This window comes from Buttiauxella massiliensis, from assembly GCF_902500225.1.
Classification (GTDB): Bacteria; Pseudomonadota; Gammaproteobacteria; order Enterobacterales; family Enterobacteriaceae; genus Buttiauxella; species Buttiauxella massiliensis.
In genome coordinates this window covers 247,540-261,134 of the sequence record NZ_LR722650.1, presented here as the reverse complement: position 1 = coordinate 261,134, position 13,595 = coordinate 247,540, and the positions used below count along the sequence as shown (strand labels likewise).

Sequence of the window (13,595 nt, the reverse complement as noted above, 5' to 3'; positions counted from 1 at the left end):
CAGACACCGAGGATTTATGAAACGTTTTATCGGCGCTGTAAGCCTGGTACTGATTCTGGCTTCCGCTAACGCTCTGGCGGAGCAGCCCGGCAGTTTTAACGCCACCCAAAGCAATCACGGCGGGATGATTCTCCCTCCTTCTGACAACAATACCAATTGCAGCTCCCGCGATACGATTGGTGATAAATCAGAGTTGTTGGGTACGCCTTACTACCACGAAAGTACGCGCTAATTTCCGCATCTGGCGGGCGCACTTATGTTAGCCCGCCAGAAGAAATTAACTCACTATCGCCCGTCTAATCCGCAAGCCAAAGACGTTAATATACAAGCCCCCCATAATCAGTAACGCCCCTGCCAACTGAGTGAACGACAGTGTTTCATCCAGTAGCCACGCGGCACTCGCCATCCCCACAACGGGCACCAGCAACGACAATGGCGCAACTCGCCAGGTTTCATAGCGCCCCAATAAACTTCCCCAAATGCCGTAACCGACAATCGTCGCCACGAAGGCCAGATATACCAGCGACAAAATCGTCGTCATATCAATGGCAATCAGGCTTTGCCACATTACACTTGGGCCATCAAGCAAGTAACTGGCGGCAAAGAACGGCAGCACCGGGATTAATGCGCTCCACACCACCAAAGACATAATCGGTGGACGAGGTTCAAGCTGCATGATTTTCTTATTAAAGATATTCCCACATGCCCAGCTCAGCGCCGCCGCCAACGTCAACATAAAACCGAGCAAGGCAACATGCTGCCCGCCGAGACTGCCCTCAATCAACACCAGCACCCCGATCACCGCAAGCGTTATTCCCGCCAGTTGTTTACCTTGCAGGCGCTCCTGAAACACAAACGCACCAAGGATAATGGTGAAAAATGCCTGCGCCTGAAGTACCAGTGAAGCCAATCCTGCTGGCATACCAAACTTGATAGCGCTAAACAGAAATGCAAACTGCCCAAAACTGATAGTCAGCCCGTAAGCGGCAAGCAGGCGAAAGGGAATTTTAGGACGCGCGACAAATAGCAACGCGGGAAAGGCAACCAGCAGAAAGCGCAGACCAGCCAGTAACAGCGGCGGCATATTGTGTAATCCCATCTTAATGACTACAAAATTAAGCCCCCACACGACAACCACCAGCATCGCCAGTAGCCCATCTTTACGCGTCATACCCTGCCCTCGGTTTATTGCAATTTTGTTAAAATTTAAGGCTATATCCAATCTGAAAACAGATACAGATCGCACTTTTAAGCATAAGTACAGAAAGCATTCCATGATAAACGCCATCTATACTTTGCCGATTCTTCATGCTAAATGTGAAACACATCTTCGTGAACATACTAAAAACACACAACAAAATGGTTTCTTTAGCAGCTCGTTTTTCTGGTAAGCAACTCTCCATCAGCGTTTTACTGCTCTCTTCACTACTACTCACCGTAGGGCGCGGCCTGACACTGCCATTTATGACCATTTATCTTTCCCGGCAGTACGGTATGCCGTTAAGTGAAATTGGTATGGCGTTGACCATCGCGCTAACGGCGGGCGTGGTGTTTAGCCTATGGTTTGGCATTCTCGCGGATAAATTCGACAAGAAAATATACATGCTTTTGTCGATAGTGATTTTCCTCGGCGGCTTTATCGCTATTCCGTTGGTGAATAGTGCCGTTCTGGTGGTGGTGTTCTATTCACTGATAAACTGCGCGTATTCAGTATTTGCTACGGTGCTGAAAGGGTATTTTTCTGACACGTTAGAAATTCACCAAAAGCCGAAAATCTTCTCGCTTAATTACACCTGCGCCAATATCGGCTGGACGGTCGGCCCGCCAATCGGCACGTTGGCGGTGCTCTACAGCACCAACCTACCATTTTGGCTTTCAGGTCTAACCGCAATCATCCCGTTTATCGTGATTAGCCGCTATGTGCATAGCGTTCCGGTTGCCCCTTCGCGTTCTAACGACGGGGCCGTACTTTCCCCGCGGCAGATGCTTAAAGACAAGGCATTGATGTATTTCACCTTGTCAGCATTTCTTGGTTCACTGGTGTTTGGCTCTTTTGCTGCCTGTTTATCGCAATACGCGATTGCTATTTCTGATTCAGATTTGGCACAAAAAGTGGTGGGTGTAGTACTACCGGTGAATGCTTTTGTGGTGGTGGTTTTCCAATATATGGTCGGCAAACGCATTCGCCCGGACAACATCAAAAAACTGATGGGCTACGGTACGCTGTTTTTCATAGTGGGTCTGGCAGGTTTTATGATTTCAGGCGAGAACCTGCTGTTATGGGGAGTTTCTGCGGCAGTGTTTACACTCGGTGAGCTAATATTTGCGCCAGGTGAATATATGCTGGTTGATAACATTGCACCTGAAGGGCTTAAAGCGAGCTACTTTTCGGCGCAGCAGTTAGGTTGGTTAGGCGGTGCATGTACCCCGCTGTTCACCGGTTTGATGCTAACCTGGTTCCCGCCATCAATGTTATTCGTAGCGCTGATGGTGGCAATTGCACTGGCCTATCTGATGATTGTGAAAGGAATGGCGGTGAAACCGCAGTTGGCTCTCAATTAAATGGTGGATGTCGCTTCGCGAATCCACCCGATATAACTGACTACAAATTCTTGCGATACTGAATAAACCCAGGCTTATCCGCCAACTTGTCGTATAACGCCTGGCCTGCCGCATTGGTTTCGTGAGTATGCCAATAAACCCGCCCGCAACCTTTCGATTGTGCATGCTGATAAACACCTTCAATCAGTGACCGGCCAACCCCTTTGCCACGCGAATCAGGCGCGGTAAACAGATCTTCAAGATAGCAATGATCCTCAGCCGACCAGGTGCCACGGTGATAAACCATATGCACAATACCCACCATTTTACCCTGTTCATCGAACGCGCCCAGCGCATACATAGGCTCGGCGGCATCAAGCATTCGCTGCCATGTTAATTTCGTGACAACATCACTGATTTGCGAGTTGTAAAACGTCAGATACCCCTGCCATAACGCAGCCCACTGTGTGTAATCGCTTTGCACCAGAGTGCGCACCTGCACCGCATGTCTGGCCTGGATTGGATGATTGCTCATCAGACTTGCACGGATCCTGGCCAGCCCCTGCTTCTGCACGCCGTCAGCCATATTTTCAACACTGAGCCACACTTCAAACGCCTGTTGAATTTGCGGCCATTCGCTATCGAGAATTGAAAACCACGCTGTATCTCGAGTGCGCTGTTTATAAACTATCGCCTGGCGGAAAAGTCCTTCATAACGGAAACCCAGGCGAATAGCCGCATGGCGCGATGGGCCATTCAGGCTGTCACACTTCCACTCATAACGACGGTAACCCAGCTCAAAGGCGTACTTCATTAACAGGTAATGAGCTTCGGTTGCCTGAACGGTGCGCTGTAATAATGGTGAGTACATAACGAAACCGACTTCTATCACACCATTTGCCGGGTCGATGCGCATTAGAGACAGAGTGCCCAGCGCGTCGCCGCTTTGGGTATCAACTACTGCGTAATGCATGGGATCGTGGCTTTGTGTCGCAGTCTCTATGAAATCGGCAAATTGCTGAAGGCCCGCAAAGGGACCAACACTCAAATACGTCCAGCCGCTGTTGTCTTTTACCGTATTCCACGCAGCCCAAAGTGAAGCGGTATGAGAAGGTGCCAGCGGTTCAAGGCGGCAGTAACGCCCTTCCAACACCACACGCTGTGAGCGCGGGCAAGGCTGCCAATCCGGAAGTGCATGGCCAACCGGTTGTTGATGTTCATTAAGAGTCAATTCAGGCCTCCACGGGCGCAATAACGATAAGTTACCTGAATATAAACAAGTTATGGCATAACAAACAGAGCCATAACTTTTATGATAAACCAGACCATAATGTCTAAATCGCCACCAGCCCCCTGACCCCATCGGTTTCCATATCGGTACCCTTACCACGCTGGATAATCGAGCCACGCGACATCACCAAATAGTTATCGGCAAGCTGTGCGGCAAAATCATAAAACTGTTCCACCAGCAAAATAGCCATATCACCTTTGGCGGCAAGGCTACTAATAACCTGACCGATCTCCTTAATTACCGATGGCTGAATCCCCTCTGTTGGTTCGTCCAGAATCAATAACTGTGGTTTACATGCCAGCGCACGACCTATTGCCAGCTGCTGCTGTTGGCCACCAGAGAGATCGCCACCGCGCCGTTGTTTCATCTCTTTAAGCACAGGGAAAAGCTGGTAAATTTCTTCCGGCACCTGCTTTGCATCTCGCCCTGCAAAGCGCGAAAGCCCCATCAGCAAGTTTTCCTCCACCGTCAGACGCGGGAATATTTCGCGCCCTTGCGGCACATAGGCAATTCCCGCCTGCACACGCTGGTGTGGTTTACGGCTGGTGATATTGTTCTGCTGCCAATTTACGCTGCCTGATTTTGCCGGGATCAGCCCCATCAGGCATTTCAATAGCGTACTTTTCCCCACCCCATTGCGCCCCAGCAGGCAGGTGACTTCACCAATTTTTGCTTCAAACGAGACGCCGCGCAGAATATGACTGCCGCCGTAGTATTGGTTTAGATCGTTGACCTGTAGCATTTCATCTCCCCAAATACACTTCAATCACCTGCTCGTTGGCCTGCACTTCACGCAGCGAACCTTCCGCCAGCACCTGGCCCTGATGCAGTACCGTAACGTGATCGGCGATGGTTTCCACAAAGCCCATGTCATGTTCCACCACCATCAACGAATGCTTACCCGCCAGCCTGCGAAAAAGCTCGGCGGTATACTCGGTTTCGGCATCCGTCATGCCTGCTGCGGGTTCATCAAGCAGCAGCAAATGCGGCTCCTGCACGAGTAGCATCCCGATTTCGAGAAACTGTTTTTGCCCGTGGGAAAGCAATCCCGCTTTACGATTTCTTTCCGCCCCAAGGCGCAAAGTCACCAGCATTTCGTCAATGCGATCCCGTTGTTCAGAGTTGAGTTTCGCCCGCAGGCTCGCCCACACCGATTTATCTGTTTTCTGCGCAATCTCCAGGTTTTCAAACACCGTCAGGGCCTCGAAAACCGTCGGCTTCTGAAATTTACGTCCGATGCCACGTTGAGCGATATCCGCCGGCTCTAAACGCAGTAAATCGGTCGATTGATCGTAAAATGCTCGCCCACTTTGCGGTTTGGTTTTCCCGGTAATCACATCCATCAATGTCGTTTTACCGGCACCATTCGGGCCAATCACGCAGCGCAATTCGCCAACGCCAATATTGAGTGAAAGATCGGTCAGTGCCTTAAAACCGTCAAAACTGACATTAATGTTTTCCAGCATCAGCACCGGATCGGTTTGATCGCGGAATCGGTCTGCCTCGTACTGCCGAGTAAATAGCGGTTCTCCTGGTAGCATTATTTTTCTCCCTTACGCAGCAAGCCGATCACGCCACGCGGTAAAAACAGGGTTACGACAATAAAAATCAGCCCCAGGAACAGCTGCCAGTATTCCGGTACCGCCATGGTGAAATAGCTTTTCGCCCCGTTAACCAGCCCTGCGCCAAGGATTGGGCCTATCAAGGTGCCGCGTCCACCCAACGCCACCCAGATAGCCGCTTCTATAGAGTTGGTTGGCGACATTTCGCCAGGGTTGATGATGCCAACCTGTGGCACATACAACGCCCCTGCCAACCCGCAAAGTACCGCAGATAAGGTCCATACCAGCAGCTTGAAACCTTTTGGGTCGTAACCGCAGAACACCAGGCGGTTTTCTGCGTCGCGTACCGCTGTCAGCACACGGCCAAACTTGCTGCGCGCGAGTGCAAAACCTATCCCTAGGCTTGCCAGCAGCAACAACACCGTGGCGATAAACAACCCGATGCGCGTGCTCGTGGCGGTAATCTGCATGCCTAAAATAGTGGTGAAACCGGTGAAACCGTTATTACCGCCAAAACCAGTTTCATTACGAAAGAACAGCAGCATTCCGGCGTAGGTCAGCGCCTGGGTCATTATCGAGAAATAGACGCCTTTGATTTTTGAGCGGAAGGCAAAAAAGCCAAATACCAGCGCGAGCAACCCCGGCACCAGTACAATCAGGGCCAGCGCCCAGGCAAAATGCTGGGTGCCCCACCAGAACCACGGCAGTTGATCCCAGGAAAGGAACGACATAAACGCGGGCAGCCCGTCGCCTGCGGCCTGGCGCATCAGGTACATCCCCATCGCGTAGCCGCCGAGGGCAAAGAAAATGCCGTGCCCAAGAGACAACAGTCCGGCGTAGCCCCACACCAAATCCAGCGCAACGGCTACCGTGGCATAACAGAGGATTTTGCCGACCAGCGTCAGCGTGTAAGTCGAAAGACTCAGTGGATGGCTGGCTGGCAACAGCGTCAGAAACGGCAATGTCAGCATCAGCACCACAATCAGCGACCCCAGCACCATTGAGATGCGCGGCGCTTTGCGGGTGAGTGTTAACGTTAGCGGCTGGCTCATCAGTCAATAACCCTCCCTTTCAGGGCGAACAGACCTTGCGGGCGTTTTTGGATAAACAGAATAATCAGCATCAGGATGAGGATTTTACCTAGCACCGCGCCAATTTGCGGTTCGAGGATTTTATTGAAGATACCCAGACCGAATGCCGCAGCCACGGTTCCCGCCAACTGGCCCACACCGCCGAGCACCACCACAAGGAAGGAGTCGATGATGTAGCCTTGTCCCAGCTCGGGGCCGACATTGCCAAGCTGCGAGAGCGCTACGCCGCCAAGACCTGCAATGCCTGAACCCAGCCCAAACGCCAGCATATCCACACGTCCGGTTGGCACGCCGCAGCAGGCAGCCATGGCACGGTTCTGCGTCACAGCTCGCACATTCATGCCAAGACGGGTTTTGTTCAGCAGCAGCCAGGTAAACAGCAATACCAGCATCACAAAGCCAATCACAACGAGACGGTTCCACGGCAAAATCAGGTTCGGCAGCACTTGTACGCCACCAGACAGCCAAGCCGGGTTGGCGACTTCCATGTTCTGTGCACCAAATACCATGCGCACAATCTGAATAAGCATCAGGCTGATGCCCCATGTTGCCAAAAGTGTTTCCAGTGGGCGACCGTACAAATGGCGAATCACCGTGCGCTCCAGCGCCATACCGATTCCAGCGGTGATAGCAAAGGCGACGGGCAAGGCGACAATCGGGTAAAACGTCAGCCATGATGGCGCGTAGTGCTGAAATAAGCTTTGCACCAGCCATGCGGAATACGCACCGAGCATCAGCATTTCGCCGTGCGCCATATTAATCACGCCCAGCAAACCGTAGGTGATCGCAAGCCCCAGTGCGGCTAACAGCAAAATAGAACCTAACGAAATCCCCATAAAAGCCTGGCCGAGAATGTCGCCCAGCATTAAACGGTGCTGAATTTTTTGCAGCCCTTCGCTGGCGGCTTTGCGCACCTGTGCATCGGGTTCGGTCTGCGCATCACTCAGCGGTTTGAGCAATGCTTGCGTATCGGGGTCAGCAGAATGGCTCAGTAGTTCGACCGCATTTAAGCGCACTGTGGCATCAGTGCTGGCCAGCTGAAGTTGAGCAATCGCGCCTTCAAGAGCGGTGCGAACTTCTTCGTCAGTCTCGACTTTAAGTCTTTGTTCCAGCAATGGAAGCTGGTCTGGCTGCGCCTCGCGCTGCAACGTTTTAGCCGCCTGCAAACGTAGCGTGACGTTGTCACTCACCAATTGATGACTGGCAAGTGCGCTGCCGACCAGAACGCGTAACCGATTAGTCAGGCGCACTTTTTTATCATTAATCACCAGATTTTCTTGCGCCAGAGCGTTGAGTAACGGTAAACGTTTTGCATCCGGTGCCGCCGCCCAGGTTTGCAGCAGTTTCGCCTGTTGCGTGCGGTTCGCTGCGGCAAAATCTTCGGCATCTCCGGCGCGGGCGAAGCACGGCAGCAGCCAGGCCATGATTAACAGCCAGCGTACATATTTCATGGGCGTCTCCTTGAACTCGATCGGTTCCCTCTCCTTGAAGGGAGAGGGAGAGAACTAGCTAGTTGCTCGCCATTTTCACAGGCTCTTCAGACTTCTTGTCGTTGCCTGCAATGAACGGGCTCCACGGCTGTGCGCGTACCGGTGCATCGGTCTGCCACACCACGTTGAACTGGCCGTTGCCTTCAATTTCGCCAATCATCACTGGCTTATGCAGATGGTGGTTGGTGGCGTCCATGGTGAGCGTAAAACCAGATGGCGCTTTGTAGGTTTGCCCCGCCATCGCCACGCGTACTTTGTCGACATCCGTAGTTCCGGCTTTTTCCACCGCCTGTGCCCACATATGGATGCCAACGTAGGTTGCTTCCATCGGGTCGTTGGTGACAACGGTGTCAGCATTCGGCAGCTTGTGAGCTTTGGCGTACGCTTTCCATTCGGCGACAAACGCTTTGTTGGTTGGGTTATCAACCGATTCAAAGTAGTTCCACGCCGCCAGGTTGCCGACCAGTGGTTTAGTGTCGATCCCTCGCAACTCTTCTTCACCGACCGAGAACGCCACTACCGGCACATCGGTTGCTTTCAGACCCTGGTTGGCGAGTTCTTTGTAGAACGGTACGTTGGAGTCACCATTAATGGTGGAGATAACCGCGGTTTTGCCGCCTGCGGAGAATTTCTTGATGTTGGAAACAATGGTCTGGTAATCGCTGTAACCAAACGGGGTATAAACTTCTTCAATGTCTTTATCCTGCACGCCTTTGGAATGCAGGAAAGCGCGCAGAATCTTGTTGGTGGTGCGCGGATAAACGTAATCCGTGCCCAGCAGGAAGTAGCGTTTCGCCGCTCCGCCGTCTTCACTCATCAGGTATTCCACTGCCGGAATTGCCTGCTGATTAGGTGCAGCCCCCGTGTAGAACACGTTTGGCGACATCTCTTCACCTTCATACTGCACCGGGTAGAACAGCAGCCCGTTCAGCTCTTCAAATACCGGCAACACAGATTTACGCGATACCGATGTCCAACAACCAAACACCACCGCCGCTTTATCCTGGCTTAACAGTTGGCGCGCTTTTTCAGCGAACAGCGGCCAGTTTGACGCCGGATCAACCACCACCGGTTCAAGCTGTTTCCCCAGTACGCCGCCTTTGGCGTTAATGTCAGCGATGGTCATCAGCGCCACATCTTTGAGCGGCGTTTCAGAGATAGCCATAGTGCCGGACAGCGAGTGCATGATGCCCACTTTGATGGTGTCGGCAGCTTGTGCGCTGAAGGCCAGCCCCATGCTGACTACCGAAGCGGAGAGCGCGAAAGCTTTAATGAAGGTGCGACGTTGCATAGTGTGTATACCCCAGATTTAACCCGAATTAGCGAATAACCCCATGCTTCGCCTGATGAAGCATATGGAGAGTAATTTGACGGACCTCTTTCTGACTTGCGGCGATATGGTCGTGTAAGCGGGTCTGCGCCTCCTGAAGTTGACGGTTCAAAATGGCGAGCAAAATCTGTCCATGCTCGAGATATGTGGCACTTACGCGCGGACGTTTGGTGAAATCCAGCCGCCGCACAATACGAATTTTTTCGGTGATTTCGCGATGGACCCGCGCCATTTCCGGGTTTCCTGTGGCCTCAACCAGCGTCATATGGAACACCTCGTCGTGGCTTGCAACTTCAGCGCCATCGGCCAGTTGTGGCGCATCAATCCAAAACTGTTTCAGCGCCTGAAGCGGCAGCGGACGCACCTCTGTGGGCAATATACACAGCCGTTTTATGGCTTCGAGCTCCAGCACAATGCGCAGATCGTAGAGCGACTCCAGATGGTCGAAATCCACCGCTTTAATTTGCCAACCACTACGCGGCTGCACTTCGACATATCCTTCTTGCTCCAGTGCATACAACGCCTGGCGCACCGGCGTACGGCTCGCGGCCATACGTACCGCGATGTCGTTCTCACTGAACCTGTCGCCGGGCAGCAACTGGAAATCAAAAATTTCCTGCTTCAACAAGCGGTAGATACGCTCGGCGATGCCTTCGGGGTTCTTATTCACACCGCATCCAGCCACAGCAATGCATCACCCGGCCCTACCTGGCGACCCTGCTGGCAACTGATACGAATAACGGTGCCATCGCATGGTGCGCTCACCATCAGCTCCATTTTCATGGCTTCCACCACGATCAGCGGCTCGCCCTGCTTCACAGCCTGTCCTGGCTCCACAAGGATCTTCCAGATATTGCCGTTGAGATCCGCGCTCACCAGCTGGCCTGGCTGGTCTTCAACCACCTCTTGTGCCGCTGACATCGCGCTCTCGACAGCAGCATTTTCCTGCTCCTTCCAGTGCGCCACTTCACTGACAAACGCACGCTGTTGGCGCGAGCGGAAATCAGCAATGTCGTCGGCATTGTCGGCAAGAAAGGTGGTATAAGCGGCAAAATCGAACTCGACCTGTTCAACACGCACCTCGGCACGTCCTTCACGGAATGCGCTACGGAATTCAGTCAGTTCGTCTTCGCTGACCGGATAGAAACGCACCTGGTCGAAGAACTTCAGCAACCATGGCTCATCACCAAACTGTTCGTTCTTAAGGAATTTGTTCCAGATAGGCAACGTACGCCCCACCAACTGGTAGCCACCCGGCGAATCCATACCGTAGATGCACATATACATACCGCCAATACCGACGGTGCCTTCAGCAGTCCAGGTGCGGGCCGGGTTATATTTCGAGCTAAGCAGGCGATGGCGCGGGTCGAGTGGCACCGCGCAAGGGGCGCCGAGATACACATCCCCCAATCCCAGAATCAAATAACTGGCGTTAAAGATGATGTCCCGCACTTCATCACGGTGCGCCAGCCCATTGGTGCGCTGAATGAAATCGACGTTATTGGGCAGCCACGGTGCATCGGCGCGCACGGTTTCTTTGTAACGTTCAACCGCCGCAAGCGTGGCGCTGTCTTCAAAGGCCATCGGCAGATGCACGATGCGTGACGGAATTTTGAGTTTCGTGACATCGCCCAGCTGTTTTTCCAGGCTTAATAACAGCGTCAATAATTGCGATTGGGAAATATGCTGGCTGTCGTAACGCACTTGCAGCGAACGCACACCCGGCGAAAGCTCTTCAATACCGGTAACTCCGGCCTGCTTGATGGCTTTCATCAGCAGATAAATACGCAGGCGCAGCGCCAGATCCAGCACGTTGTCGCCATATTCGATAAGCACATAGTTGTCGCCTGCCTGGCGGTAAACCACCGCCGGTAAATCACTTTGCGCTTCCAGTTCTGCGAGAATTGCCGCACTTGAGGTGGTGGTCGGTGTTATCGACGGGTGCAAATCCGGCAGATTTAACACATGCAGCAAATTAGTGACCGCCACGTCCTGGGCTATTTCCAACGACTGCGCGTGTTCAAAGGTGATCGCGTGGAAGCGAATGCGGTCACCTGGTTTCACCTGCCCGACTTTCCACAGTTCGGCTTTCGCAATGGTGACCGGGCAGACAAACCCGCCGAGGCTTGGGCCGTCACGCGTCAGGATCACCGGGAAGTCGCCGGTAAAATTCACCGCGCCAATCGCGTATTCACAATCATGAACGTTGGAAGGATGTAGCCCCGCTTCGCCGCCGTCAGCCCGCGTCCATTCAGGTTTCGGGCCGACCAAACGCACGCCGAGGCGGTTCGAGTTGTAGTGAACCTGCCACTCGGCTTCAAAGAACGTCTGCATGGATTCAGATGTGAAGAAATCAGGCGCGCCATGCGGCCCATACAACACGCCAATTTCCCACACATCGCTGTATTGCGGGATAACTGCCGGTTCCGGGGTTTGTGGTAATGAAATTGGTGCGGGCGTAGTGCACGCTGGTAAACACGGTTGGGAGATCGCCAGTACATCCGCCACACGTAAAGTGCGCCCGGCATGGCCGCCGAACTGCCCAAGGGCAAAGGTCGAACGGCTACCGAGATAGACCGGCACGTCGAAACCATTGCGTACCGCCAGATAAGTACGGCACCCGGAAGTGGCGCGGCCCAGTTTTAGGGTCTGCCCGGCTTTGACGATCACCGGCTGCCAGTATGGGATCGCTTCATCATCCAGTGTTGCCGGGCAATCGGCGCCCGTTAACGCGATGGTGGCAGCGCTATGAAAGCGGAGCGTCGGCCCCTGCAGGGTAAATTCAAGACCTGCGGCAGACGGATGGTTGCCGACAATGCGGTTGGCAAGACGAAAAGCAAAATCATCCATTGGCCCGGAAGGCGGCACGCCAATATCCCAATAACCAAGACGGCCTGGGCTGTCCTGCACGCTGCTCCAGGTGCCGGGTTCAAGCACTTCAATGGCATGAGCCTGATAAACCACATCATCCAGCAGACGCGTCCACATCACCCCGGCTTTAAACTCCGCCAGTTGCACAATTTGACGCAGGTAATCGAGATTGGTCGCAATACCGTGCAAACGCGTGGCCGCCAGCGCCGTGTTCAGTTTACTTAACGCCTGCTGACGATCGTCACCATAAACGATCACTTTAGCGATCATCGGATCGTAAAACGCACTGACTTCACTGCCGGTACTGACCCAACCATCAACCCGCACATCCTGCGGGAAGAATACGTCGGTCAGCACGCCCGGACTTGGCTGGAAGTTTTTCAGCGCATCTTCGGCGTAAATACGCACTTCGATGGCGGCCCCTTTTGGCGGCTGCGCTAAACGCTGCCAGTCAAGCGTGACGCCTGCGGCGACGTTAATCATGCATTCGATAAGATCCAGCCCGGTGACCATTTCGGTGACCGGATGCTCGACCTGCAAACGGGTGTTCACTTCAAGGAAATAGAACGCATCGCGGGCGGCGTCGTAGATAAACTCCACGGTGCCTGCACTGCGGTAATTGACGGATTCACCGAGTGCCACGGCGGCGGCATGAATCGCTTCACGCGTGGCTTGCGGCAAATTGGGTGCTGGGGTTTCTTCCACCACTTTCTGGTTACGGCGTTGCAATGAGCAATCACGCTCACCCAGCGCTACGACTTTGCCTTTTCCATCGCCAAAAATCTGTACTTCCAGGTGACGGGCGCGGTCAACAAAACGCTCGATAAATACGCCATCATCGCTGAAAAACTGCTGGCCCATACGTTTTACGCTCGACCAGGCATCAATCAGGCTCGCTTCATCCTCGCAGCGTGTAAGACCAATTCCCCCGCCACCTGCGGTGGTTTTCAGCATCACCGGGTAGCCAATTTCAGCCGCTGCAAGTTGTGCTTCTTTCAGTGTCAGCAACAGGCCCGTTCCCGGTGTCATCGGCACATCAGCTTTAAAGGCCAGTTCACGCGCACGGTGTTTCAGGCCGAAATCCCGAATTTGTTCGGCGGTTGGGCCGATGAACACCAGCCCATTATCAGCACAGGCTTGGGCAAACTCCGCGCGTTCCGATAAAAAACCGTAGCCAGGGAATATCGCCTGCGCACCGCTCGCTTTAGCAGCGGCAACGATCTTCTCAATATCGAGGTAACTGTCCGCTGCTTTTTCGCCACCCAGCGCAATCGCCACATCGGCATCAATTACATGCTGCGCGTTAGCATCAGGTTCGGAGTAAACAGCAACGCTGCCGATACCCATTTTTTTCAGTGTTTTAATTGCCCGAACGGCAATTTCACCGCGGTTAGCTATCAATACAGAGCTAAACATTGT

Annotated in this window: 11 protein-coding genes; 2 read left to right on the top strand and 9 right to left on the bottom strand. The window is 53.3% G+C overall.

The window, feature by feature from the left end; genetic code table 11:
• The first annotated feature begins 16 nt into the window (after positions 1 to 16).
• Positions 17 to 232, top strand: coding sequence for a multiple antibiotic resistance regulatory protein MarB (gene marB, locus GC128_RS05690; protein ID WP_034455622.1), 216 nt, complete (start codon positions 17 to 19; stop codon positions 230 to 232).
• Positions 233 to 277: 45 nt separating this feature from the next.
• On the opposite strand, the gene eamA is transcribed toward marB, so the two are convergent.
• Positions 278 to 1,171 (bottom strand): O-acetylserine/cysteine exporter, encoded by an 894-nt coding sequence (eamA, locus tag GC128_RS05685; RefSeq protein WP_151993490.1) that lies wholly within the window; start codon positions 1,169 to 1,171, stop codon positions 278 to 280.
• Between the two features lie 188 nt (positions 1,172 to 1,359).
• On the opposite strand from eamA, the gene ydeE reads away from it, so the two are divergent.
• Positions 1,360 to 2,562: an efflux MFS transporter YdeE gene (gene ydeE / locus GC128_RS05680; RefSeq protein WP_151993630.1), complete on the top strand. Its 1,203-nt coding sequence runs from the start codon at positions 1,360 to 1,362 to the stop codon at positions 2,560 to 2,562.
• Positions 2,563 to 2,602: 40 nt separating this feature from the next.
• On the opposite strand, the gene GC128_RS05675 is transcribed toward ydeE, so the two are convergent.
• The 8 genes from GC128_RS05675 to uca form a co-directional block, all read right to left on the bottom strand.
• Complete coding sequence (locus tag GC128_RS05675; RefSeq protein ID WP_226812005.1) at positions 2,603 to 3,772, bottom strand: GNAT family N-acetyltransferase; 1,170 nt, start codon at positions 3,770 to 3,772, stop codon at positions 2,603 to 2,605.
• A 103-nt stretch (positions 3,773 to 3,875) separates the two neighbouring features.
• Positions 3,876 to 4,574: an urea ABC transporter ATP-binding subunit UrtE gene (urtE, locus tag GC128_RS05670; RefSeq protein WP_151993488.1), complete on the bottom strand. Its 699-nt coding sequence runs from the start codon at positions 4,572 to 4,574 to the stop codon at positions 3,876 to 3,878.
• 1 nt (position 4,575) lies between these two features.
• Complete coding sequence (urtD, locus tag GC128_RS05665; protein WP_151993487.1) at positions 4,576 to 5,373, bottom strand: urea ABC transporter ATP-binding protein UrtD; 798 nt, start codon at positions 5,371 to 5,373, stop codon at positions 4,576 to 4,578.
• The gene (gene urtC / locus GC128_RS05660) at positions 5,373 to 6,446 is read right to left on the bottom strand and encodes an urea ABC transporter permease subunit UrtC (protein WP_151993486.1); all 1,074 of its coding nucleotides are present in this window, start codon (positions 6,444 to 6,446) and stop codon (positions 5,373 to 5,375) included. The genes urtD and urtC overlap by 1 nt, the downstream gene beginning before the upstream one ends.
• Positions 6,446 to 7,936, bottom strand: coding sequence for an urea ABC transporter permease subunit UrtB (gene urtB, locus GC128_RS05655; RefSeq protein WP_151993485.1), 1,491 nt, complete (start codon positions 7,934 to 7,936; stop codon positions 6,446 to 6,448). The genes urtC and urtB overlap by 1 nt, the downstream gene beginning before the upstream one ends.
• A gap of 58 nt (positions 7,937 to 7,994) precedes the next feature.
• Positions 7,995 to 9,266, bottom strand: coding sequence for an urea ABC transporter substrate-binding protein (gene urtA, locus GC128_RS05650; RefSeq protein WP_151993484.1), 1,272 nt, complete (start codon positions 9,264 to 9,266; stop codon positions 7,995 to 7,997).
• A gap of 28 nt (positions 9,267 to 9,294) precedes the next feature.
• Complete coding sequence (locus tag GC128_RS05645) at positions 9,295 to 9,975, bottom strand: GntR family transcriptional regulator (RefSeq protein ID WP_151993483.1); 681 nt, start codon at positions 9,973 to 9,975, stop codon at positions 9,295 to 9,297.
• The gene (gene uca, locus GC128_RS05640; protein WP_151993482.1) at positions 9,972 to 13,592 is read right to left on the bottom strand and encodes an urea carboxylase; all 3,621 of its coding nucleotides are present in this window, start codon (positions 13,590 to 13,592) and stop codon (positions 9,972 to 9,974) included. Before uca ends, GC128_RS05645 begins: the two co-directional genes overlap by 4 nt.
• Positions 13,593 to 13,595 lie beyond the last annotated feature (3 nt).

What these genes read in the sequence shown, in the direction of transcription:
- urtB (WP_151993485.1), bottom strand. Translation starts at nt 7,936, where the DNA reads ATGAAATATGTACGCTGGCTGTTAATCATGGCCTGGCTGCTGCCGTGC.
- eamA (WP_151993490.1), bottom strand. Translation starts at nt 1,171, where the DNA reads ATGACGCGTAAAGATGGGCTACTGGCGATGCTGGTGGTTGTCGTGTGG.
- ydeE (WP_151993630.1), top strand. Translation starts at nt 1,360, where the DNA reads ATGGTTTCTTTAGCAGCTCGTTTTTCTGGTAAGCAACTCTCCATCAGC.
- urtA (WP_151993484.1), bottom strand. Translation starts at nt 9,266, where the DNA reads ATGCAACGTCGCACCTTCATTAAAGCTTTCGCGCTCTCCGCTTCGGTA.
- uca (WP_151993482.1), bottom strand. Translation starts at nt 13,592, where the DNA reads ATGTTTAGCTCTGTATTGATAGCTAACCGCGGTGAAATTGCCGTTCGG.
- urtE (WP_151993488.1), bottom strand. Translation starts at nt 4,574, where the DNA reads ATGCTACAGGTCAACGATCTAAACCAATACTACGGCGGCAGTCATATT.
- marB (WP_034455622.1), top strand. Translation starts at nt 17, where the DNA reads ATGAAACGTTTTATCGGCGCTGTAAGCCTGGTACTGATTCTGGCTTCC.
- urtD (WP_151993487.1), bottom strand. Translation starts at nt 5,373, where the DNA reads ATGCTACCAGGAGAACCGCTATTTACTCGGCAGTACGAGGCAGACCGA.
- urtC (WP_151993486.1), bottom strand. Translation starts at nt 6,446, where the DNA reads ATGAGCCAGCCGCTAACGTTAACACTCACCCGCAAAGCGCCGCGCATC.